Source organism: Caenimonas sp. SL110, from assembly GCF_001044395.1.
GTDB lineage: Bacteria > Pseudomonadota > Gammaproteobacteria > Burkholderiales > Burkholderiaceae_C > Ramlibacter.
In genome coordinates, this window is the sequence record NZ_JANU01000071.1 from 1 (window position 1) to 22513 (window position 22513).

General features: G+C 61.8%; 18 protein-coding genes, 2 tRNA genes and 1 pseudogene. 19 read left to right on the top strand and 2 right to left on the bottom strand.

The window, feature by feature from the left end:
* The 10 genes and pseudogenes from AQ12_RS22585 to rpoC all read left to right on the top strand — a co-directional run.
* Positions 1–84: pseudogene (locus AQ12_RS22585) on the top strand (elongation factor Tu); the annotation flags it as partial.
* A gap of 8 nt (positions 85–92) precedes the next feature.
* Positions 93–168: transfer RNA gene (locus AQ12_RS21665), tRNA-Trp, on the top strand.
* A gap of 90 nt (positions 169–258) precedes the next feature.
* Positions 259–642, top strand: a complete 384-nt coding sequence (gene secE / locus AQ12_RS21670) for a preprotein translocase subunit SecE (protein ID WP_048442070.1) — start codon at positions 259–261, stop codon at positions 640–642.
* Between the two features lie 32 nt (positions 643–674).
* Complete coding sequence (nusG, locus tag AQ12_RS21675) at positions 675–1256, top strand: transcription termination/antitermination protein NusG (protein WP_048442085.1); 582 nt, start codon at positions 675–677, stop codon at positions 1254–1256.
* Between the two features lie 114 nt (positions 1257–1370).
* A complete protein-coding gene (gene rplK, locus AQ12_RS21680; RefSeq protein ID WP_048442071.1) occupies positions 1371–1802 on the top strand; it encodes a 50S ribosomal protein L11 in 432 nt (143 codons plus the stop codon).
* Positions 1803–1804: 2 nt separating this feature from the next.
* Positions 1805–2500: a 50S ribosomal protein L1 gene (rplA, locus tag AQ12_RS21685; RefSeq protein ID WP_048442072.1), complete on the top strand. Its 696-nt coding sequence runs from the start codon at positions 1805–1807 to the stop codon at positions 2498–2500.
* Between the two features lie 267 nt (positions 2501–2767).
* Positions 2768–3304 carry a 50S ribosomal protein L10 gene (rplJ, locus tag AQ12_RS21690; protein WP_048442073.1) on the top strand — a complete coding sequence of 179 codons (537 nt, stop codon included), beginning with the start codon at positions 2768–2770 and terminating at the stop codon, positions 3302–3304.
* Positions 3305–3341: 37 nt separating this feature from the next.
* Positions 3342–3719 (top strand): 50S ribosomal protein L7/L12, encoded by a 378-nt coding sequence (gene rplL, locus AQ12_RS21695; protein WP_048442074.1) that lies wholly within the window; start codon positions 3342–3344, stop codon positions 3717–3719.
* Positions 3720–4001: 282 nt separating this feature from the next.
* Positions 4002–8114, top strand: a complete 4113-nt coding sequence (gene rpoB, locus AQ12_RS21700) for a DNA-directed RNA polymerase subunit beta (RefSeq protein WP_048442075.1) — start codon at positions 4002–4004, stop codon at positions 8112–8114.
* A 17-nt stretch (positions 8115–8131) separates the two neighbouring features.
* Entirely contained in the window at positions 8132–12358 is a 4227-nt protein-coding gene (rpoC, locus tag AQ12_RS21705) for a DNA-directed RNA polymerase subunit beta' (RefSeq protein ID WP_048442076.1), read from the top strand.
* Between the two features lie 96 nt (positions 12359–12454).
* Here the strand turns inward: rpoC and AQ12_RS21710 are convergent, their stop codons facing one another.
* The gene (locus AQ12_RS21710; protein WP_048442077.1) at positions 12455–13279 is read right to left on the bottom strand and encodes a hypothetical protein; all 825 of its coding nucleotides are present in this window, start codon (positions 13277–13279) and stop codon (positions 12455–12457) included.
* A gap of 86 nt (positions 13280–13365) precedes the next feature.
* On the opposite strand from AQ12_RS21710, the gene AQ12_RS21715 reads away from it, so the two are divergent.
* Entirely contained in the window at positions 13366–13950 is a 585-nt protein-coding gene (locus AQ12_RS21715) for a LemA family protein (protein ID WP_152682898.1), read from the top strand.
* Here the strand turns inward: AQ12_RS21715 and AQ12_RS21720 are convergent.
* Entirely contained in the window at positions 13947–14420 is a 474-nt protein-coding gene (locus AQ12_RS21720; RefSeq protein WP_048442079.1) for a hypothetical protein, read from the bottom strand. The two genes, AQ12_RS21715 and AQ12_RS21720, sit on opposite strands and share 4 nt — an antisense overlap.
* Positions 14421–14571: 151 nt before the next feature.
* Between AQ12_RS21720 and AQ12_RS21725 the strand changes: the two genes are divergently transcribed.
* The 8 genes from AQ12_RS21725 to AQ12_RS21760 all read left to right on the top strand — a co-directional run bounded on the left by AQ12_RS21725 (position 14572) and on the right by AQ12_RS21760 (position 22470).
* A complete protein-coding gene (locus tag AQ12_RS21725; protein ID WP_238587798.1) occupies positions 14572–14883 on the top strand; it encodes a c-type cytochrome in 312 nt (103 codons plus the stop codon).
* Between the two features lie 12 nt (positions 14884–14895).
* Positions 14896–16164, top strand: a complete 1269-nt coding sequence (locus AQ12_RS21730; RefSeq protein WP_048442080.1) for an NAD(P)/FAD-dependent oxidoreductase — start codon at positions 14896–14898, stop codon at positions 16162–16164.
* A 35-nt stretch (positions 16165–16199) separates the two neighbouring features.
* The gene (gene rsmB / locus AQ12_RS21735) at positions 16200–17549 is read left to right on the top strand and encodes a 16S rRNA (cytosine(967)-C(5))-methyltransferase RsmB (protein WP_048442081.1); all 1350 of its coding nucleotides are present in this window, start codon (positions 16200–16202) and stop codon (positions 17547–17549) included.
* Positions 17550–17556: 7 nt separating this feature from the next.
* Positions 17557–18159 carry a DUF4390 domain-containing protein gene (locus AQ12_RS21740; RefSeq protein WP_053076851.1) on the top strand — a complete coding sequence of 201 codons (603 nt, stop codon included), beginning with the start codon at positions 17557–17559 and terminating at the stop codon, positions 18157–18159.
* Positions 18156–20486 (top strand): ATP-binding protein, encoded by a 2331-nt coding sequence (locus tag AQ12_RS21745; RefSeq protein ID WP_048442082.1) that lies wholly within the window; start codon positions 18156–18158, stop codon positions 20484–20486. Before AQ12_RS21740 ends, AQ12_RS21745 begins: the two co-directional genes overlap by 4 nt.
* A 65-nt stretch (positions 20487–20551) precedes the next feature.
* On the top strand, positions 20552–21238 hold the full coding sequence (locus AQ12_RS21750; RefSeq protein WP_048442083.1) for a response regulator: 687 nt from the start codon (positions 20552–20554) through the stop codon (positions 21236–21238).
* Between the two features lie 110 nt (positions 21239–21348).
* Positions 21349–21424, top strand: a tRNA-Phe gene (locus AQ12_RS21755).
* 170 nt (positions 21425–21594) lie between these two features.
* On the top strand, positions 21595–22470 hold the full coding sequence (locus tag AQ12_RS21760) for a DEAD/DEAH box helicase family protein (RefSeq protein WP_202967529.1): 876 nt from the start codon (positions 21595–21597) through the stop codon (positions 22468–22470).
* The last annotated feature ends 43 nt before the right edge of the window (positions 22471–22513 follow it).

A 22513-nucleotide genomic window follows, 5' to 3' on the forward strand; every position in this document is an offset into this window, starting at 1 on the left:
GCCATGCAAGAAGGCCTGCGCTTTGCTATCCGCGAAGGTGGCAAGACCGTCGGTTCGGGCGTCGTCGCCAAGATTCTCGAGTAATCGAACAAAGGGGTATAGCTCAATTGGCAGAGCGTCGGTCTCCAAAACCGAAGGTTGTAGGTTCGATTCCTACTGCCCCTGCCACTTGAGTGGCACCAAAAAACCAAGCCCGACCGTGTGTCGGGCTTCAGTGTCTTGAAGACACCGTGAATTCGAACCAGGAAAACGCCGCAAATGGCTACTTCTCAAGTTGAAACCGTCAGCACTGGCGCCGACAAGGCGAAGCTGGGTGCTGCTGTTGCCCTGGTGGTTGCTGCGCTCGCTGGCTTTTACCTGCTGAGCAAGCAGGGCCAGATTGCTCAATGGGCGGCACTGATCGTGGGTATTGCTGCAGCCGTGGTGGTTTTTGGAACCTCCGAGCCTGGCAAGGAATTTGTGGCGTTCGGCCGCGACTCCTGGAAGGAAGTCAAGAAAGTTGTCTGGCCGACCCGCAAGGAAGCTATCCAGATGACGGGCTACGTGATCGCGTTTTGTGCGGTGATGGCCATCTTCTTGTGGCTTACCGACAAGACCCTTGAGTGGCTGTTCTATGACTTGATCCTGGGCTGGAAGAAGTAATGACCGAAATCACAGATACCGCCGCTGAAGACATGCCCGTCGAGGGTGCTGGGGCCGTAGTGCCCGCAAAGCCGGTCAATCCTGATCTGCGCTGGTACGTCGTCCATGCCTATTCCGGCATGGAAAAGGCTGTCGAGCGAAATATTCGCGAGCGCATCGTGCGTGCAGGCATGCAGGACATGTTTGGCGAGATCCTCGTTCCGACCGAAGAGGTCGTCGAGATCAAGAACGGACAAAAGAAGACTTCCGAGCGACGGTTCTATCCAGGTTACGTGCTGGTCCAGATGATCATGAACGATGACACCTGGCACCTCGTCAAGCACACCAACAAGGTCACGGGCTTTGTCGGTGGTGCCAAGAATCGTCCTGCACCGATCTCTGAAGACGAAGTCGGCAAGATCCTCGGCCAGATGGAAGAGGGTACTGAGAAGCCGCGCCACAAGGTGGAATTCAGCGTCGGTGAATATGTGCGCGTCAAGGACGGCCCGTTTACCGACTTCAATGGAACGGTTGAGGAAGTCAACTACGAAAAGAACAAGGTTCGGGTCTCGGTCACGATTTTCGGTCGTGCGACGCCTGTCGAACTGGAATTCAGCCAGGTCGAGAAGACCTGACAAATTGCCTTGCACGCACCGACTCCGTGCATGGTTGAAGAAAACGAGTCGTTAACCCCCGGGGAGCCCAGGCCGTCGAGCCCAGGCGTTATCACCCGCAAGGAGTAAAAAACCATGGCGAAGAAAATCGTCGGTTTTGTCAAGCTGCAGGTTCCTGCAGGCAAAGCCAATCCGTCGCCCCCTATCGGCCCGGCCCTCGGCCAGCGCGGCCTCAACATCATGGAGTTCTGCAAGGCGTTCAACGCCCAGACCCAGGGCGTTGAGCCAGGCCTGCCATTGCCCGTGGTCATCACGGCTTACGCGGACAAGAGCTTCACCTTCATCATCAAGACCCCGCCTGCGACGGTCCTGATCAAGAAGGCTGTCAAGCTCGAAAAGGGTTCGCCCACACCGCACAGCAACAAGGTTGGCAAGATCACGCGCGCACAGCTCGAAGAAATCGCCAAGACCAAGCTGAAGGACATGAACGCCGCAAGCGTCGATGCAGCTATCCGCACATTGGCCGGCTCCGCCCGTTCGATGGGCATCACGGTGGAAGGTCTCTGATCATGGCAAAGCTCACCAAGAAGCAAAAGGCCCTGCAGGGCAAGGTCGACAGCACCAAGCTGTACGCGTTCAGCGAAGCACTGGGCATCGTCAAGGAAGCCGCGAACGCCAAGTTCGATGAGTCAATCGACGTTGCTGTTCAGCTGGGTATTGATCCCAAGAAGTCGGACCAGGTCGTTCGCGGCGCGGTCGTGCTGCCCAACGGTACCGGCAAGACAAAACGTGTCGCTGTGTTCGCACAGGGCGCCAAGGCTGAGGAAGCCAAGGCTGCCGGCGCCGACATCGTCGGCATGGATGACCTGGCTGCCATGGTCAAGGCCGGCAACATGCCGTTCGACGTGGTGATCGCTGCGCCGGATGCCATGCGCATTGTCGGTACGCTCGGCCAGATCCTGGGCCCGCGCGGCCTGATGCCTAACCCCAAGGTCGGCACCGTGACGCCCGATGTGGCAACCGCCGTGAAGAACGCCAAGGCAGGCCAGGTCCAGTACCGCGCCGACAAGGCCGGCATCATCCACGCGACCATCGGCCGTAACTCGTTCGACTCGGACAAGCTGCAAGGCAACCTGGTCGCGCTGATCGAGGCGCTGCACAAGTCCAAGCCGGCAACAAGCAAGGGTGTTTACCTGCGCAAGGTGGCAGTTTCGTCGACCATGGGTCTGGGTGTCCGCGTCGACACGCAGTCCATCTCGGCGTAATCGCAAAGAGATTCCAGGCATCGCGGGAAGGCGGTGCCAGGTGTGGTGGGCCAGAAGCATCCTTCGGGGAGCTTCCGGGCCATCCAAGACCGTTGGTGCGGCAAGCCCGCTTAATAGTGACCCCAGGGCAGTTGCATGAGGTCCAGCCAACGCAGATGGCGATCCCGCTGAAGATGGATATTGAGAGATTTCCTGAAAACAGTTGGTCGCTGAACTTTAGGCGTGCCAGAGGGTGAAGGCCCGAAGGCACTTTCAAAGGAGTAGACCTTGAGTCTGAATCGCAGTGAGAAGCAAGCGGTCATTGAAGAAGTGACCAGCCTCGCCGCCAAAGCTCAAACGCTGGTGATTGCGGAATACCGCGGCATCACGGTCGCTGACATGACCAAACTGCGCAACGATGCACGCAGCAAGGGCGTGAACCTGAGTGTTCTGAAGAACACCCTGGCTCGCCGTGCTGTTGCTGGTAGCCAGTTCGAAGTTGTCGGTGACCAGATGACCGGACCGCTGATCTACGGCTTTTCCGTCGATGCCGTCTCCGCCGCGAAAGTGGTGGCTGACTTCGCGAAAACCAACGACAAGCTGGTGATTCGCGGTGGTGCATTTGCGGGCAAGGCCCTGGACGTCGCCGGCGTGAAGCAGCTCGCGAACATCCCCTCGAAGGAAGTTCTGCTGGCCCAGCTTTGCGGCTTGCTGATGTCGCCCATTTCGCGTACGGCCGTTGTGCTGGGCGCCCTGGCGGCGAAAAAAGGTGGTGGTGCAGAAGAAGCTACGGCTGATGCACCTGCCGAGGCAGCCGCCGCTTGAGCGGCGCAACAAACCCAACTTAATTTAGGAAATCAAAATGGCATTCGATAAAGACGCATTTTTGACCTCGCTGGACAGCATGACGGTCATGGAACTCAACGATCTGGTGAAAGCCATCGAAGAGAAGTTTGGTGTGAGCGCAGCCGCTATGGCCGCTCCTGCCGGCGCTGGTGGCGGTGCTGCCGCAGCCGTCGTTGAAGAGAAGACCGAGTTCACCGTCCAGTTGCTGGAAGCCGGTGCACAGAAGGTCTCCGTCATCAAGGCCGTGCGCGAAATCACCGGCCTGGGCCTCAAGGAAGCCAAGGATCTGGTCGATGGCGCCCCGAAGGCTGTCAAGGAAGGCCTGAACAAGGCTGATGCCGACGCTGCCAAGAAGAAGCTGGAAGATGCCGGCGCCAAGGTCGAACTGAAGTAATCGTCCCTGGTTCCGAGGCTGGAGCGACCCGAAAGGGCCTCCAGCCTTTGGTGCTTTAAAGGATGCAGCAAGAGCGCACCCGAAAAGACTGGTCCAATACTAGGTTCCCCAGTTTTTTCGAGTGTCTTCTGACCCCGACTGCAGAAGATGCCTTGGTTCGGGCGATGTGCAATGCATCGCCGTCCGCCATGGTTGGTAGTGGCCAACCCACCAAGAAGCCCGGCCTCGACGCCTCGAGACCCGGGTGACAGTTGCGCAAGAGCTCATTAGCCCGGAGATCTCATGGCCTATTCTTATACCGAACGCAAGCGCATCCGCAAAAGCTTCGGCAGCCGCGACAGCGTGCTTGAAATCCCTTACCTCCTGCAAATGCAGAAAGACGCGTACACCGCGTTCCTGCAGGCCGATATCGGCCCGAAGAGCCGGACCATAGAAGGTCTGCAAGCAGCGTTCGACGCTGCATTCCCTATCGTGTCGCACAACGGTTTTGTCGAGATGAAGTTTCTCGAATACAACCTTGCGAAACCTGCGTTCGACGTGCGCGAGTGCCAGACCCGTGGTCTCACCTATGCTTCGGCCGTGCGCGCCAAGGTGCAACTGATCATTTACGACCGTGAGTCGTCCACGCCGCAATCGAAGGTCGTGAAGGAAGTGAAAGAGCAGGAGGTCTACATGGGCGAAGTGCCCCTGATGACCGAGAAGGGCTCTTTCATCATCAACGGCACCGAGCGTGTCATCGTTTCCCAGCTGCACCGCTCGCCGGGCGTGTTCTTCGAGCACGACAAGGGCAAGACCCACAGCTCGGGCAAGCTGCTTTTCTCGGCACGGATCATCCCTTACCGCGGCTCCTGGCTCGACTTCGAATTCGATCCGAAGGACATCCTGTACTTCCGCGTCGACCGTCGCCGCAAGATGCCCGTCACCATCCTGCTGAAGGCCATTGGCCTGACGCCCGAGTCGATCCTGGCGAACTTCTTCGTCAACGACAACTTCCGCCTGATGGACAGCGGCGCGCAGATGGAATTCGTTCCCGAGCGCCTGCGTGGTGAAGTTGCCCGTTTTGACATCACCGACAAGGCCGGCAAGGTTGTGGTCGCCAAGGACAAGCGCGTTACCGTTCGCCACACCCGTGACCTCGAGCAGTCTGCAACCACTCACATCAGCGTCCCTGAGGATTACCTCATCGGCCGCGTCGTCGCCCGCAACATCGTCGATGCCGACACAGGCGAGATCATCGCCAAGGCCAATGACGAGCTGACCGAAGCACTTCTGAAGAAGCTGCGCATCGCTGGTGTGCAGAACCTGCAGGTCATCTACACGAACGAGCTCGACCAGGGCGCGTACATGTCGCAGACCCTGCGCATCGACGAAACCGTCGATGAGTTTGCTGCGCGTGTTGCCATCTACCGCATGATGCGCCCCGGCGAGCCGCCAACCGAAGATGCAGTCCAGGCCCTGTTCCAGCGCCTGTTCTACAACCCGGACACGTACGACCTGTCGCGCGTGGGCCGCATGAAGTTCAACGCCAAGGTTGGCCGCAACGAATCGACCGGCCCGATGGTCTTGACGAACGAGGACATCCTCAACGTCGTCAAGATCCTGGTGGACCTGCGCAATGGCCGCGGCGAAGTCGATGACATCGATCACCTGGGCAATCGCCGCGTGCGTTGCGTCGGCGAACTGGCCGAAAACCAATACCGCACCGGCCTGGCCCGTATCGAAAAGGCCGTGAAGGAACGTCTCGGCCAGGCCGAACAAGAGCCGCTCATGCCGCATGACCTGATCAACTCCAAGCCGATCTCTGCGGCGCTCAAGGAGTTCTTCGGTGCATCGCAGCTGTCGCAGTTCATGGACCAGACCAACCCGCTGTCCGAGATCACGCACAAGCGTCGCGTCTCGGCTCTTGGCCCGGGCGGTTTGACCCGCGAGCGCGCAGGCTTCGAAGTGCGTGACGTTCACGTGACCCACTACGGCCGCGTCTGCCCTATTGAAACGCCTGAAGGCCCGAACATCGGCCTGATCAATTCGCTGGCCCTGTACGCCCGCCTGAACGAATACGGCTTCATCGAAACGCCGTACCGCCGGGTGATCGACAGCAAGGTCACGATGGAAATCGACTACCTGTCGGCCATCGAAGAAGGCAAGTACGTCATCGCCCAGGCCAATGCGATCCTGGACAAGGATGGCAAGCTGACCGGTGACCTGGTCTCCGCGCGTGAAGCCGGCGAATCGATCCTGGTCGGCGCAGACCGCGTCCAGTACATGGACGTGTCGCCCGCACAGATCGTGTCGGTTGCTGCTTCGCTGGTGCCGTTCCTTGAGCACGACGATGCAAACCGCGCGCTGATGGGCGCCAACATGCAGCGCCAGGCCGTGCCTGTCCTGCGCCCCGAGAAGGCTTTCGTCGGCACCGGCATCGAGCGCGTTTCCGCAGTCGACTCCGGCACCGTCGTGACCGCAACTCGCGGCGGCGTGGTCGACTATGTCGATGCCACCCGCATCGTGGTTCGCGTCAACGACGCCGAAGCCACCGCAGGTGAAGTCGGCGTGGACATCTACAACCTGATCAAGTACCAGCGTTCCAACCAGAACACCAACATCCACCAGCGTCCGATCGTCAAGCGCGGCGACAAGATCGCCAAGGGTGACGTGGTGGCTGACGGCGCATCGACCGACCTCGGCGAACTGGCTCTGGGCCAGAACATGCTGGTCGCGTTCATGCCCTGGAATGGCTACAACTTCGAGGACTCGATCCTGATCAGCGAACGTGTCGTTGCCGATGACCGCTACACCTCGATCCACATCGAGGAACTGGTGGTGATGGCTCGCGACACCAAGCTGGGCGCCGAAGAAATCACGCGCGACATCCCCAACCTGTCCGAGCAGCAGCTCAACCGCCTGGACGAGTCCGGCATCATCTACGTCGGCGCTGAAGTGCAGCCGGGCGATACGCTGGTGGGCAAGGTCACACCCAAGGGCGAGACCACGCTGACACCTGAAGAGAAGCTGCTTCGCGCCATCTTCGGCGAGAAGGCTTCCGACGTGAAGGACACCTCGCTGCGCGTGGACCAGGGTTCGCAAGGCACGGTCATCGACGTGCAGGTGTTCACCCGCGAAGGCATCCAGCGCGACAAGCGCGCCCAGCAGATCATCGACGACGAACTCAAGCGCTTCCGCCTTGACCTGAACGACCAGCTTCGCATCGTCGAAGCCGACGCGTTCGACCGTATCGAGAAGCTGCTGACCAACAAGATCGCCAACGGCGGTCCGCAGAAGCTGGCCAAGGGCACCAAGATCGACAAGGCTTATCTCTCGTCGGTCGAGAAGTTCCACTGGTTCGACATCCGTCCAGCCGATGACGAAGCCGCAACGCAGCTCGAATCGATCAAGAACTCGATCGACCAGCAGCGTCACAGCTTTGACCTCGCCTTCGAAGAAAAGCGCAAGAAGCTCACGCAGGGCGACGAACTGCCTGCCGGCGTGCTCAAGATGGTCAAGGTGTACCTGGCCGTCAAGCGCCGCTTGCAACCCGGCGACAAGATGGCCGGCCGTCACGGCAACAAGGGTGTCGTGTCCAAGATCGTCCCGGTCGAAGACATGCCCTACATGGCCGACGGCACGCCATGCGACATCGTGCTCAATCCGCTGGGCGTGCCATCGCGCATGAACGTGGGCCAGGTGCTGGAAGTGCACCTGGGCTGGGCTGCCAAGGGTATCGGCCAGCGCATCGGCGACATGCTGCAGCAAGAAGCCAAGCAGGCCGAGCTGCGCAAGTTCATGGACCAGCTGTACAACAGCTCGGGCCGCAAGGAAGACTTGCCCAACCTGACCGACGAAGACGTGATCGAGATGGCCACCGAACTGTCCAAGGGCGTGCCCTTTGCGACGCCGGTGTTCGACGGCGCGTCTGAAGAAGACATCCGCGGCATGCTCAGGCTTGCCTACCCGGAAGACATCATGAAGGTCAAGGGCCTCACGGCCAACCGCACGCAGGCCATGCTGTACGACGGCCGCACGGGCGACCAGTTCGAGCGTCCCGTGACTGTCGGCTACATGCACGTCCTGAAGCTGCACCACCTGGTGGACGACAAGATGCACGCCCGCTCGACCGGTCCTTACTCGCTCGTTACCCAGCAGCCGCTGGGTGGCAAGGCGCAGTTCGGCGGCCAGCGATTCGGCGAAATGGAAGTTTGGGCGCTGGAAGCGTACGGCGCCGCATACACGCTGCAGGAAATGCTGACCGTGAAGTCCGACGACGTGCAGGGCCGCACCAAGGTGTACGAGTCCATCGTCAAGGGCGAACACGCCATCGAAGCCGGCATGCCGGAGTCGTTCAATGTCCTGGTCAAGGAAATCCGTTCCTTGGGCATCGACATGGAACTCGAGCGTTCGTAATCGAAGGGAACAGACACATGAAATCATTACTCGACCTGTTCAAGCAATTCACGCCGGACGAGCATTTCGATGCCATCCGCATCGGCATGGCTTCCCCGGAGAAGATCCGCTCGTGGTCCTTCGGCGAAGTCAAGAAGCCGGAAACCATCAACTACCGCACCTTCAAGCCTGAGCGCGACGGCCTGTTCTGCGCCAAGATCTTCGGGCCCATCAAGGACTACGAATGCCTGTGCGGCAAGTACAAGCGCCTGAAGCACCGCGGTGTCATCTGCGAGAAGTGCGGCGTTGAAGTCACGCAGACCAAGGTTCGCCGCGAGCGCATGGGTCACATCGACCTGGCCGCACCGTGCGCGCACATCTGGTTCCTGAAGTCGCTGCCGTCGCGTCTGGGCCTGGTGCTCGACATGACGCTGCGCGACATCGAACGCGTGCTGTACTTTGAAGCCTATGTCGTCACCGACCCCGGCATGACCCCGCTGAAGAAGTTCGGCATCATGTCCGAGGACGACTACGACGCCAAGCGCAAGGAATTCGGCGATGAGTTCATCGCCAAGATGGGCGCTGAAGGCATCCGCGACCTGCTCGAAGGCATCGATATCGACCTCGAGATCGAGAAGCTGCGCGGCGACCTGACCGGCTCCGAAGTCAAGGTCAAGAAGAACGCCAAGCGCCTGAAGGTTCTGGAAGCCTTCAAGAAGTCGGGCATCCGTCCCCAGTGGATGGTGATGGAAGTGCTGCCTGTGCTGCCGCCGGACCTGCGTCCGCTGGTTCCGCTGGACGGCGGCCGCTTCGCGACCTCCGACCTGAACGACCTGTATCGCCGCGTCATCAACCGCAATTCGCGCCTGCGCCGCCTGCTGGAGCTGAAGGCTCCTGAAATCATCGCGCGCAACGAAAAGCGGATGCTGCAGGAAGCCGTGGACTCGCTGCTGGACAACGGTCGCCGTGGCAAGGCCATGACGGGCGCCAACAAGCGCGCCCTGAAGTCGCTGGCCGACATGATCAAGGGCAAGAGCGGCCGTTTCCGCCAGAACTTGCTGGGCAAGCGCGTGGACTACTCGGGCCGTTCGGTCATCGTGGTGGGCCCGACGCTCAAGCTGCACCAGTGCGGCCTGCCCAAGCTGATGGCGCTCGAGCTGTTCAAGCCGTTCATCTTCTCGCGCCTCGAAGCCATGGGCATCGCCACGACCATCAAGGCTGCGAAGAAGGAAGTCGAATCCGGCACGCCGGTGGTCTGGGACATTCTTGAAGAGGTGATCAAAGAGCACCCGATCATGCTGAACCGGGCTCCCACGCTGCACCGCCTGGGCATCCAGGCGTTCGAGCCGATCCTGATCGAAGGCAAGGCGATCCAGCTGCATCCGCTGGTTTGCGCTGCGTTCAACGCCGACTTCGACGGTGACCAGATGGCCGTCCACGTACCGCTGTCGGTAGAAGCACAGATGGAATGCCGCACGCTGATGCTGGCCTCCAACAACGTGCTGTTCCCCGCCAACGGCGAGCCGTCCATCGTTCCGTCGCAAGACGTGGTGCTGGGCCTGTACTACACGACGCGCGAGCGCACCAACGCCAGGGGCGAGGGCATGATCTTTGCCGACATCGGTGAAGTCCAGCGCGCGCTCGACGCGAACCAGGTCGAGCTCACCGCCAAGGTGAACGTGCGCCTGACCGAGTGGACGCGTGACAAGGACAGCAACGAGCTGGTTCCTTCGACCTCGATCGTGGAAACGACCGTGGGCCGCGCCCTGTTGTCCGAGATCCTGCCCAAGGGCCTGCCGTTCTCGAACATCAACAAGGCGCTCAAGAAGAAGGAAATCTCCAAGCTCATCAACGTCTCGTTCCGCAAGTGCGGCCTGAAAGAGACCGTCGTGTTCGCCGACAAGCTGCTGCAAAACGGCTTCCGCCTGGCGACCAAGGCTGGTATCTCGATCTGCGTTGACGACATGCTGGTGCCGCCGCAAAAGGCCGACATCATTGGACGCGCCGAGAAGGAAGTCAAAGAGATCGAGCAGCAGTATGTTTCGGGTCTCGTGACCTCCGGCGAGCGCTACAACAAGGTGGTGGACATCTGGGGCAAGGCCGGCGACGAAGTGTCCAAGGTCATGATGGCCCAGCTGGCCAAGGAAAAGACCATCGACCGCCACGGCAATGAAGTGGACCAGGAGTCGTTCAACTCCATCTACATGATGGCTGACTCCGGCGCTCGCGGCTCGGCTGCGCAGATTCGCCAGCTGGCCGGCATGCGCGGCCTGATGGCCAAGCCTGACGGCTCGATCATCGAGACGCCCATCACGGCGAACTTCCGTGAAGGCCTGAACGTGTTGCAGTACTTCATCTCCACCCACGGTGCTCGTAAGGGCCTGGCGGATACGGCGCTGAAGACCGCGAACTCGGGTTACCTGACGCGTCGCCTGGTTGACGTGACGCAGGATCTGGTGGTGACCGAAACCGATTGCGGCACGACCGACGGTTCGGTGATGCGCGCGATCGTCGAAGGCGGCGAGGTGATCGAGTCGCTGCGCGACCGAATCCTGGGCCGTGTAGGCGCCGATGACGTGGTGCACCCCGAGTCGCGCGAAGTGCTGGTCAAGGCCGGCACCATCCTCGACGAAGACAGCATCGACGAACTCGAAGCTGTGGGCGTGGACGAAGTGAAGGTGCGTACGGCACTGACCTGCGCAACCCGTTTCGGCCTGTGCGCCAAGTGCTACGGACGTGACCTGGGTCGCGGCGGCCTGGTGAACGTCGGCGAAGCAGTCGGCGTGATTGCCGCGCAGTCGATCGGCGAACCCGGCACGCAGCTGACGATGCGTACGTTCCACATCGGTGGCGCCGCGTCGCGTGCAGCCATTGCTTCGAGCGTGGATGCCAAGTCCAACGGCGTGATCGGCTTCAACGCCACGATGCGCTATGTGACCAACAGCAAGGGCGAACAGGTCGTCATCGCTCGTTCCGGCGAAATCGTGATTCACGACGAGCACGGCCGCGAGCGCGAGCGCCACAAGGTGCCGTATGGCGCCACGCTGGCGGTGAAGGCCGACCAGTCGGTCAAGGCCGGAACCATCCTGGCGAACTGGGACCCGCTCACGCGCCCCATCATCACGGAATTCGCCGGCAAGGTGCAGTTCGAGAGCGTCGAAGAAGGCCTCACGGTTGCCAAGCAGGTCGACGAAGTGACCGGCTTGTCCACGCTGGTGGTCATCAAGTTCGATCCGAAGCGCTCGGCCAAGGTCCTGCGTCCGCAGGTCAAGCTGATCGACGCCACCGACAACGAAGTGAAGATCCCCGGCACCGATCACTCGGTGACGATCGGCTTCCCGGTTGGTGCGCTGATCCAGGTGCGCGACGGCCAGGATGTGGTCGGCGGCGAAGTGCTGGCGCGTATCCCGATCGAAGGCCAGAAGACGCGAGACATCACCGGCGGTCTGCCGCGTGTTGCCGAGCTGTTCGAAGCCCGTTCGCCCAAGGACAAGGGTGTGCTGGCCGAGATCACCGGCACGGTGTCGTTCGGCAAGGAGACCAAGGGCAAGATTCGCCTGCAGATCACCGATCCGGAAGGCGGCGTGCACGAAGAGCTCGTGCCCAAGGAAAAGAACATCCTGGTGCACGAAGGCCAGGTCGTCAACAAGGGCGAGTCCGTGGTGGACGGCCCGGCCGATCCGCAGGACATCCTGCGCCTGCTGGGTGCTGAGGAACTGGCGCGCTACATCGTCGACGAAGTGCAGGACGTGTATCGCTTGCAGGGCGTGAAGATCAACGACAAGCACATCGAGGTGATCGTTCGCCAGATGCTGCGCCGTGTCGTGGTCGAGAACGTCGGCGAGTCGGGCTACATCGCGGGTGAGCAGGTCGAGCGTTCGGAGATCCTGGACACCAACGATGCCCTCCGCGCCGACGGCAAGATCCCGCCGACCTACAGCAACCTGCTGCTCGGTATCACGAAGGCGTCGCTCTCGACCGATTCGTTCATCTCTGCGGCTTCCTTCCAGGAAACCACCCGCGTGCTGACCGAAGCGGCCATCATGGGCAAGCGCGACGAGCTGCGTGGCCTGAAGGAAAACGTCATTGTTGGCCGCCTGATCCCTGCAGGTACCGGCATGGCTTACCACCAGGCACGCAAGGCCAAGGACCAGATGGACGAGGCCGAGCGCCGCGCGATCGCTGATTCGGAGGCTGCAGAGCTGGCCGGCATCGGCGCCGGTGCGGATGCGACCGAAGCCAACGAAGGCACTGTCTCGGAGTAATCCTCGGCAGAATAATGCGCCTTCACCGGCGCATCAAAAAGAGCCCCATCACCGATAGGTCATGGGGCTCTTTTCTTGGGCTCAGGGCGTAGTCGTTTATGGAAGCATCGACGCCGTGCGGACCAACTCGACATGGTCCAGCGCGGGTTGAATCTGCCGCAATTGCGAAGGCCTGCACTGCAGCCTCCCTCTCAAGGCGCAGATGACGATTGAACCTGCCAGCCCTACGCCCGCCACAGCGGTGATGGCCCACGACAGTGGCGTGACTTCAGTTGACGATGCGTCTTGTGCGCTGGGAGTGGGGACTCCTGTAACTCTTGTACCGGTGGGTGTGGGAGTCAATGTCGGACCAGGGGTTGGGCACTTTTCCACATAGGAAAACCGATACATGGACAGCGGTTGAATCAATTCCGTACCTTCAAATATGCCGCTGAGATCGGGTGGATGGAGCGGATCGAAGATGCCGGCGCCAGGAGTGCAAAGGTCTGCTGCGCTCTCAACCGGTTGGCGCTCAAGATAGGTGTGATTGGGATCCTGTGAGAAGAGGTAGGTGTTGTGGGCGCTCAAGGTGCCGTTGTCTTCGGGGCAGATCAAGTTCAGCGTTCGCTGCGTGACATTGCCGTACTCGCCATGGATCGCGGGCTCGCAATTCTCTGGCGGATCACCCACCAGGAATACACGGGTATTCGCAGGAGTCGCGATGACAAATCCGGTTTGGGTTTCATTGGCCGACAACGACAGCAACTGCCTGTCGCCGGAGAATGAAAGCCTGGTGGCGACTGGTGGGCTGAATGACAACGCGTTGGCGGCATCCAGGGTGTAGCCCGCCACCAGATTCGAAGTCGGTGCGGGGATTTGCGAATCGGCTGTTCGCACGCCGGCGATGAACGCCAACGCCATCGTTGCCTTGGCTGCTGTCATGAAGTTTCCTTGGTGAGACGCATCGACCAATCCGATGCCGCACGTTTTGTATCAGGCAGAATCGATCGAATCGTCCTACGAAGGTCTTGCGTCTTGATCAGCCGATGACATCAACTGTGGTCCTTTGGGCAATTGCCGCTGTCCTTGTCTTTTGGGCAGTGGGTGCCTACAACCGGCTCGTGCGGTTGCGTGCTGAAGTGAAGGCGGCCTTCGCGTTGCTGGATGCAGAGTTGGCGCGTCACGTGGAATTGGTGCGTAACCAGTTGCCGCAGACCGATACGCAGGCGGGCGCACTTGAAGGCGGCCCCTCGATCTGGGCGGGGCTGCACGGCGCAGCCGAACAATTTTCAGCCTCTCTCTCGGCCGCTCGAAGCCGGCCCCTCGATCCAGATGGCATCGCGGCCCTCAGTGCAGCGCGCGACGTGCTGGAGATGGCGTGGGAGCGCGCCGAGCGCAGCGATGCGCATGACCTGGCCGGGCCCCGCCTGCCTGAAACCATACTTGCAAGGCGCACGCAAATCCTGGCGCAGGCGCATGCCGCTGCCGACCAATTTGACCGCGCCGTCGCTCGCTATAACGCGGCGATTGGGCAGTTCCCTGCCGTACTGCTGGCGTCCCTTTTCGGCTTTCGGGCAAGCCGTAGCCTGGGCAAGCCGGGTACCGGGATTTAGAGATTCACAGCTGCGTTGGGCGCGTCAAATGGATTTTGCTGGCGTTCTTTAACTGCAACGCCCGCCGAAATCCCTGCGAGAGCCAAGCCTGCGGCCATTAATGCGACAGTGGCATGCATCAGGCTGCGGTCCTCATCGCAGGCCCCGCCGGAAGCTGTTGGTGACGAGGTTAGAACTGTCGATGGCGCTGCAGTCGGGACGTTCGGCGTGCCGGTCGGTGCCGCAGGAAACAGGAGCTCCAGCAGCTCATCCGTCCACCTGTCATGCAACTCGTTGGAAGTCGTCCAGTTTGCGGCGGTTGAGAGGTTTTCCAGGGTTCCCAAGTCGGCGTCGGCGACGTAGTTTGCAAGCGCTTGAAGCGTCAAGCTGTTAGCGCGCGTAGACGATGCCTGATCATTGCTCGACAGGGGTTGATTCGCGACGCCAGCGTAAATTGCGGCCGTCTTGACCAGTGGAAAGAGTGCGGGCATTGGGGTCTCCGGTGGATGATTGAGGGTCTGTTGAACCAACTGCGGTTGTACCTTTTGCGATGTGCCGGCGGGCCGTCCATTCGTATGGAGCGCGCCCTTTCCTTTCAGCTGAGCCAGCCGTATAGTCTCGAAACAATTGATGGAGACAAGGATGGAGATCCAACGATGGCTCATGGCGGCGCTGGCTGCCGGCGGCTGCTGCGTGGCGGGCGCGCAAACACCCGATGCGCTGTACACAAGAAGCCTGGCAGCAACCTGCGCCAATTGCCATGGCACCGACGGCCGGTCGGTGACCGGCTCGAGCGCGCCGCCCCTGGCCGGCATGCCGCGCGATTACATTGCGAGCCAGCTCAAGGCTTTCAAGGCCGGCACAAGGCCCGCGACGATCATGCATCAGCTCAGCAAGGGCTACAGCGATGCGCAGATCGAGCAGATCGCCACTTACTTCGCGCAGCGCAAATAGAAGGCAAGCACCATGAAAAGACGTTCATTCCTTCATTCGTCAGGCGCGCTTGGACTTTTGGGCCTGTCGGCCTGCGCAACCACTTCGATTCCGTCGCGCGCGCAAGTCGTGGTGATTGGCGGCGGGTACGGCGGCGCGACTGCGGCCAAGTACGTGCGCCTGCTCTCGGACCACAAGATCAGCGTTGTGCTGATCGAGCCTGGCGACGCATTCATCTCGTGCCCCATCTCCAATCTGGTGGTTGGAGGCAGCCGCAAACTCGACGACATCACTACCCCGTACTCGGGTCTGGAACGAAACCACGGCGTCACGGTGGTCAAGGACATGGCGGCGTCCATCGACGCCGCGCGCAAGACCGTCACGCTCGCGCGCGGCGGCACCATCGCCTACGACAAACTCGTCGTGTCCCCTGGCGTGGACATGCGGCTCGATCGCGTCGAAGGCCTGGCCGCAGCACATGCTTCGGGCCAGATCCTTCATGCATGGAAAGCCGGCGCTGAAACCGTGGCCCTGCGCCGCCAGCTCGAAGCGATGCCTGATGGCGGAACCTACGCGATCTCCATCCCGGAAGCGCCTTATCGCTGCCCGCCCGGACCGTACGAACGCGCCTGCCAGGTCGCGTGGTACTTCAAGAATGCCAAGCCACGCAGCAAGGTGCTGATCCTGGACGCGAACCCTGATGTGACCTCCAAGGGCGCGCTCTTCAAGAAGGTCTGGGCAGAGCAATATCGCGGCATCGTCGAATACCGCGCGCAGCACAAGCTCACGGCAGTCGATGCGCGCACCAGCACGCTCAAGTTCGAAGTGCAGGACGACGTGAAGGCTGCAGTGCTCAACGTCGTGCCACCACAGCGTGCGGGACTGATTGCGGTGCAGGCCGGGCTTGCCAACCAGGCCAACAACAACTGGGTGGGCGTGAACTACCAGACCTTCGAGTCCACAGCGGCCAGGGATGTCTTCGTGATCGGCGACTCGATCCAGATCGCGCCGGCCATGCCCAAGAGCGGGCACATGGCCAACAGCCACGCCAAGGTCGCCGCTGCTGCCATCGTCGCGCAGCTGGCGGGCTGGCAACCCAATCCGCGCCCGATGCTCACCAACACCTGCTACAGCTTTGTGGACGATCGCAACGTGGTCCATGTGGCCAGCGTGCACGAATACATCGACAACACCTTCAAGACCGTTGCCGGATCGGGCGGCCTCAGCCCGGCGCCGACCGAGCTGGAAGGCACCCATGCGATGAGCTGGGCACGCAATATCTGGGCAGACTCGCTGACCTGAGCTATGGGTGCGCGCTGGGCTGACACAATGGGCCCATGACAGGTCAGGCACTCCCACTCTGGCGGCAGCTTCAGGCTGCCGCTTCCGTTTTACAGTCCGTGCGCGAGGGCGCATCGGCAACAGCAGCACTGACACGCATTGATGGCGCTGTGCGGCCCGCTGCGCAGGCGCTGGCATTCCAGGCGTTCCGAAACCTCGGACGAGCCGAAGCCCTGCGCGTGCTGCTGGCCAAACGTCCGCCACCGCCGCAGGCTGATGCGCTGCTTTGTGTCGCGCTTGCGCTGTGTTGGCGAGACGAAGACGCGCCTTACGAGCCGTTCACGCTGGTTGACCAGGCGGTCGAAGCGGCCAAGCTCGGCAGTGCCACGCGCGCGCAATCAAACTTCATCAATGCGTGCCTGCGCCGATTCCTGCGTGAGCGCGAAGCGATGGTTGCCGCGACCGATCGCAATCCAGTGGCCTTCTGGAATCACCCGCAGTGGTGGATTGCGAGGTTGAAGAAGGACCACCCGAAGCACTGGCAACAGATCCTCGACGCGAACAACACGCAGCCACCGATGACCCTGCGCGTGAATGCGCGCCGCAGCACGCAGCAAGCCTACCTCGCGAACGCGCAGGCAGCAGGCGTTGCGGCAGCGCCGGTAGGGGTGCAAGGCGTGATCCTGGAGCGGCCGCGCCCTGTCACCGATGTACCCGGCTTCAACGAAGGCCAGGTCTCGGTACAGGACGCTGCAGCGCAACTGGCCGCGCCACTGCTGATGACGGGACTCCAATCGACCGACGGCACCCCGCTGCGCGTGCTCGATGCCTGCGCCGCCCCGGGCGGCAAGACCGCGCACCTGCTCGAAATTTCGGATGCCCAGGTGGTTGCGCTGGACATCGACGCCGAGCGGTGCAAGCGCATACACGAGACCCTGGCGCGGCTGGGTTTGCAGGCTGAAGTCGTCGTCGCCGACGCCGCGAACCCGCCCAAATGGTGGGATGGTCGGCCTTTCGACGCGATCCTGCTCGACGCGCCCTGCACGGCTTCCGGCATCGTCCGCAGGCACCCCGACATCCGCTGGTTGCGCCGTGAAACCGATATCGCCCAGCTGGCGGCATTGCAAGCTCGCTTGCTGGCCGTGATGTGGCCGCTGCTGCGCCCCGGCGGGCGGCTTTTGTACTGCACCTGCTCGGTATTCCGGGCAGAGGGTGAGGTGCAGGTCCAAACGTTTCTTGCGCACCACAAAGACAGCGTTTTGCGCCCCGGCCCCGGGCATTTAGTGCCCCAAACCGGGGAAAAGACCAATGGCGTCCCGGACAATCTGGCAGGTGATCACGACGGTTTCTATTACGCGCTGCTCGAAAAAAGCGCCTCGTTGGGCTCTCATCCAGGCCGCCCCTGACCACGCCATGCGTCGCATCCTGAAAGGGGTGCTGACCGGCGTGCTACTGGCGTTTGCGCTGTTTCTGGCGGGGGCCGCGCACGCCCAGTCGTCCTCCGCCGAAATCACGCAGCTGCGGCTGGAGCGCACCGACGAAGGCGTGCTGCTGTCGGCTGCCGTGCGGTTCGAACTCCCGACGGTGATCGACGACGCGCTGGCCAAGGGCATCCCGATGTTCTTCGTGGCCGAGGCCGTGGTGTTCCGCGACCGCTGGTACTGGTACGACAAGCAGGTGGCGTCAGAAGCGCGGCACATGCGGCTGTCCTACCAGCCGCTCACCCGGCGCTGGCGTCTGGTCGTTTCTCCCACGGCCATCGGCAATTCGGGCGGAGCGCTGGGCCAGAGCTTCGATACGCGAGAAGACGCCATGGCAGCCATACAGCGCGTGTCGCACTGGAAGATCGCCGAGCCCGGCGAAATCGATACCGATGCGAGATACAACGTCGATTTCCGCTTCCGCCTGGACATCTCGCAGCTGCCCCGGCCCTTCCAGATCGGCGCCGTGGGCCAGGCCGACTGGAACATCAACGCCACGCGCAACCAGCGCCTGTCAGTCGAAAGCGGCAAATGACGGGCGAGAAGGACGAGCCGGTCGCTGCCCCCGCAACCTCCGCTGCCGCCCCCGTCGCGAGCCCGCCCGCGAGCCAGTCGCTGCGCTCATCCAAGGCCTTCCGATGGGCGGTGGGTGTCGCAGTCGCGGTGATCGTGGCGATCAGCATCGTGCTGATGTTCCTGCTCACGCAGGCCACCAACAACCGCGAGCTGTACGAACAGAATTACAGCCGCCTCTTTGCCATCAACGTGGTCGTCGCGAGCCTGCTGCTGCTGGTGATCATCTGGATCATCGTGCGGCTGGTCTCACGCGTGCGGCGCGGCAAGTTCGGCAGCCGCCTGCTGGTCAAGCTCGCAGCGATCTTCGCGCTCACCGGCTTCTTGCCGGGGCTGTTGATCTATGTGGTGTCGTACCAGTTCGTCTCGCGCTCCATCGAAAGCTGGTTCGACGTGAAAGTCGAAGGCGCGCTCGATGCGGGCCTGAGCCTGGGCCGCGCATCGCTCGACGCACTCGCCAACGATCTGGCTGCCAAGGCACGCGCTGCTGCTACGCAACTGGCCGAGACGCCGGACACATCGGCCCCGTTGGCCATCGAACGCCTGCGCGAACAACTGCAGGCCAACGACGTGATGCTGTGGAGCGGCAACGGCACCCTGATTGCCAGCGCGGGTCAATCGCGATTTCAGTTGAACCCCGAGCGGCCGAGCAGCCAGCAGATACGCAACGTGCGATCGCAGCGATCGCTGGCGGTGATCGAAGGCCTGGACGAACCCGGGCCGGCGGCGGTGTCTACGGCCCGCGTCAAGGCGCTGGCATCGGTTTCGCAACCCAGCAACGCGGTGCTGTCCGAGCCGCGCATCCTGCAAATCACGCAATCGTTGCCGCCTTCACTGGTCGCTAATGCGATCGCGGTGCAGGAGGCCAATCGTGAATACCAGGAGCGCGCACTTGCGCGAGACGGCCTGCGCCGCATGTACATCGGCACGCTCACGCTCAGCCTGTTCCTGGCGGTGCTGGGCGCCGTGCTGCTGGCCGTGATCCTGGGCAATCAGCTCGCGCGCCCGCTGCTGTTGCTGGCTGCGGGCGTGCGCGAAGTCGCAGCGGGCGACCTGTCGCCCAAGCCCGCCATGCAGGGCAAGGATGAACTCGGCGGCCTCACGCGATCGTTCGCGGAAATGACGCAGCAGCTGGCCGATGCCCGCGAAGCCGTGGACAAAAGCATGGGCCAGGTCAGTGCCGCGCGAGCCAACCTGCAAACCATTTTGGACAATCTCACGGCCGGCGTGATCGTGATGGACGAGAAGGGCCAGATCCTCTCGTCCAACCCCGGCGCGACGCGAATCCTGCGCGTACCTCTGGCCGCGTACGAAGGCGTGCAGCTCGCGTCGATCGACGGGCTCGCGACATTCGGCGCCGCGGTGCAGCAGCAGTTCGACGACTACATGAGCGAGCGGCGTCAGCACGGCCTGGACCACTGGCAGCAATCGTTCGAACTCAACGCCGCGCAGTTGGGCACACAGCAGACGGGCATCACGCTCGTGGCACGCGGCGCAGAAATGCCATCGGACACACCCGGCCGATCGTCGCGGCTGCTCGTGTTCGATGACATCTCGGAGATCGTGTCGGCGCAGCGGGCGCAGGCATGGGGCGAAGTGGCGCGCAGGCTCGCGCACGAAATCAAGAATCCGCTCACGCCCATCCAGCTATCGGCCGAGCGGCTGGAGATGAAGCTCGCCGGCAAACTGCAGCCGCCAGAGGCCGCCATCCTTGCCAAGTCGGTGCTCACCATCGTGGACCAGGTCGATGCGATGAAGCGGCTCGTCAACGAGTTCCGCGACTACGCGCGCCTGCCCGCGGCAGAACTGAAACCGGTGGACCTCAACGCGCTGGTAGCGGACGTGCTGCAGCTCTATGCGCGCGAAGGCGGCGAGCGCGGCGATGTCTCGGCGCACGTGCCGGTCAAGATGGAACTCGACCCTGCGTGCAGACCTGTGTTGGGCGACGCGCAGCAACTGCGCCAGGTCATACACAACCTGTTGCAAAACGCGCAGGACGCAACCGAAGGCTGCCCGGTGCGCGAAGTGACCGTGAAGACGCAGTGCAATGACGCGTCGCGCCGTGTGCGGCTGATCGTGCAGGACACAGGCGCGGGCTTTCCCGAACACATCCTCAAGCGGGCCTTCGAGCCGTACGTCACGACCAAGGCCAAGGGCACCGGCCTGGGCCTGGCCGTCGTGAAAAAAATTGCGGATGAGCACGGAGCGCGCATCGACCTGAAGAACAGGATCGAAGACGACGTGCTTCTGGGGGCCCAAGTGTCGTTATCATTCGCAGTTGCGGCCTAGCAACACTCGCGGCCGCCACGCAATACGCACAAGGCCGCACGGCCAACAGAGGCAGCACAAAGAACATGGCAAACATCCTGGTGGTCGATGACGAACTCGGCATACGCGACCTGCTGTCGGAAATCCTGAATGACGAAGGGCACAACGTGGAGCTCGCGGAAAACGCGGCGCAGGCACGCAACGCCCGCAACCGCTCGCGACCTGACCTGGTGCTGCTCGATATCTGGATGCCCGACACCGACGGCGTGACGCTGCTCAAGGAATGGTCCACCTCGGGCCTTCTGAGCATGCCGGTGATCATGATGAGCGGACACGCGACGATAGAGACGGCGGTAGAAGCCACCAAGATCGGCGCGCAATCGTTTCTTGAAAAACCGATCACGATGCAAAAGCTGCTCAAGGCAGTGGAAGCCGGCCTCGCGCGAACGAGCGCGGCGCTACCCAGGAAGCCCGGCCAGATCAGCGGCGTGTTGCAGGCCATCGAGCTGACGGTAGAAGCCGCGATGACCGGCGGCCAGAGCATGCCCCCGGTGGTGGAGTTGGGGCCGCAGGCACGACAGCTTTTTGAGCTGGACAAACCGCTGCGCGATGCACGCGATGAGTTCGAGAAAAGCTACTTTGAATTCCACCTGGCCAAGGAAGGTGGATCGATGACGCGCGTGGCCGAGAAGACGGGGCTGGAGCGCACGCACTTGTATCGCAAGCTCAAGCAACTGGGCGTGGACCTGTCGCGCGGCAAGCGCGGCGGTTGATTTGAATTCTCCCTCTCCCTCTGGGAGAGGGCAGGGGTGAGGGCAGACGGCGTCTCTTTCCGCGCGATCTCAAAATCACCCCATTCCCCTTGCTATAATCGCCGACTCACGGCCCGGTAGCTCAGTTGGTAGAGCAGCGGATTGAAAATCCGCGTGTCGGTGGTTCGATTCCGCCCCAGGCCACCAGAATTGGAAGCCCCTGATCAGAAATGGTCAGGGGCTTTTCCTTTTGACGTGATCCAAGCGAGCAGTGATCAGAGATCGGAAAAGATACGCTTGTCTCCTTCCGGCGGACGCGGCATGCTCGGCGGTCACCGAGCGAAGAATTGGGTGACCAACCAGGAGGAAGAAAGTGCGTGTCGAAGTCTGAGGCCCAAACCCGCGCAGAGCACATCGACCAGCAATTGGCTGTATCAGGTTGGGACGTCAAAGATCCAACTCAGGTGGTCGAAGAGTTCGACATCCTTACCGGCCTCGCGGCGGGTGTGGCGGAACCGCGGACTCCATACGAAGGCCATCAGTTCAGCGACTACGTGTTGCTCGGCAAGGACCGCAGGCCACTCGCTGTCGTCGAAGCTAAGCGAACGAGCAAAGAAGCCGCAATCGGTCGAGAACAGGCCAAGCAGTACTGCTACAACATTCAGAAGCAGATTGGCGGCGAACTACCGTTTTGTTTCTACACCAATGGCCTCGAAACCTACTTCTGGGATCTGGAGAACGCGCCGCCACGAAAGGTCATAGGCTTTCCGACCCGCGATGATCTCGAACGCTTCGGGTACATCCGTCGTAATCGCCAGCCGCTGACGCATGAGTTCATCAATACATCGATAGCTGGCCGTGACTACCAAATCCGGGCCATTCGTTCAGTGTTTGAAGGCATCGAAAGGAAGAAGCGAGAGTTCCTGCTGGTAATGGCTACCGGCACCGGCAAGACACGCACCTGCATAGCCATGGTCGACGCCCTGATGCGTGCTGGCCACGCTGAAAAGATTCTGTTCCTGGTCGACCGCATCGCGTTGCGCGAACAAGCCTTGGCGGCCTTCAAAGAGCACATGCCCAACGAGCCCCGCTGGCCCAACGTGGGCGAGAAGCTCGTCGCCAAAGACCGCCGTGTGTACGTGGCCACGTATCCCACGATGCTCAACATCATCCGGGACGATGCGCAGCACCTGTCGCCGCACTTCTTCGACTTCATCGTCGTCGATGAGAGCCATCGATCGATCTACAACTGAACCGCCCCGGTATTTGAGGAGGCTCCATTCTCTGAGAGGATTG

Coding starts and splice junctions, on each gene's coding strand:
- rplA (WP_048442072.1), top strand. CDS start 1,805: ATGGCAAAGCTCACCAAGAAGCAAAAGGCCCTGCAGGGCAAGGTCGAC.
- rplL (WP_048442074.1), top strand. CDS start 3,342: ATGGCATTCGATAAAGACGCATTTTTGACCTCGCTGGACAGCATGACG.
- secE (WP_048442070.1), top strand. CDS start 259: ATGGCTACTTCTCAAGTTGAAACCGTCAGCACTGGCGCCGACAAGGCG.
- rsmB (WP_048442081.1), top strand. CDS start 16,200: ATGACAGGTCAGGCACTCCCACTCTGGCGGCAGCTTCAGGCTGCCGCT.
- rpoC (WP_048442076.1), top strand. CDS start 8,132: ATGAAATCATTACTCGACCTGTTCAAGCAATTCACGCCGGACGAGCAT.
- AQ12_RS21730 (WP_048442080.1), top strand. CDS start 14,896: ATGAAAAGACGTTCATTCCTTCATTCGTCAGGCGCGCTTGGACTTTTG.
- AQ12_RS21745 (WP_048442082.1), top strand. CDS start 18,156: ATGACGGGCGAGAAGGACGAGCCGGTCGCTGCCCCCGCAACCTCCGCT.
- AQ12_RS21710 (WP_048442077.1), bottom strand. CDS start 13,279: ATGACAGCAGCCAAGGCAACGATGGCGTTGGCGTTCATCGCCGGCGTG.
- AQ12_RS21720 (WP_048442079.1), bottom strand. CDS start 14,420: ATGCCCGCACTCTTTCCACTGGTCAAGACGGCCGCAATTTACGCTGGC.
- AQ12_RS21750 (WP_048442083.1), top strand. CDS start 20,552: ATGGCAAACATCCTGGTGGTCGATGACGAACTCGGCATACGCGACCTG.
- AQ12_RS21725 (WP_238587798.1), top strand. CDS start 14,572: ATGGAGATCCAACGATGGCTCATGGCGGCGCTGGCTGCCGGCGGCTGC.
- rplK (WP_048442071.1), top strand. CDS start 1,371: ATGGCGAAGAAAATCGTCGGTTTTGTCAAGCTGCAGGTTCCTGCAGGC.
- nusG (WP_048442085.1), top strand. CDS start 675: ATGCCCGTCGAGGGTGCTGGGGCCGTAGTGCCCGCAAAGCCGGTCAAT.
- rpoB (WP_048442075.1), top strand. CDS start 4,002: ATGGCCTATTCTTATACCGAACGCAAGCGCATCCGCAAAAGCTTCGGC.
- AQ12_RS21740 (WP_053076851.1), top strand. CDS start 17,557: ATGCGTCGCATCCTGAAAGGGGTGCTGACCGGCGTGCTACTGGCGTTT.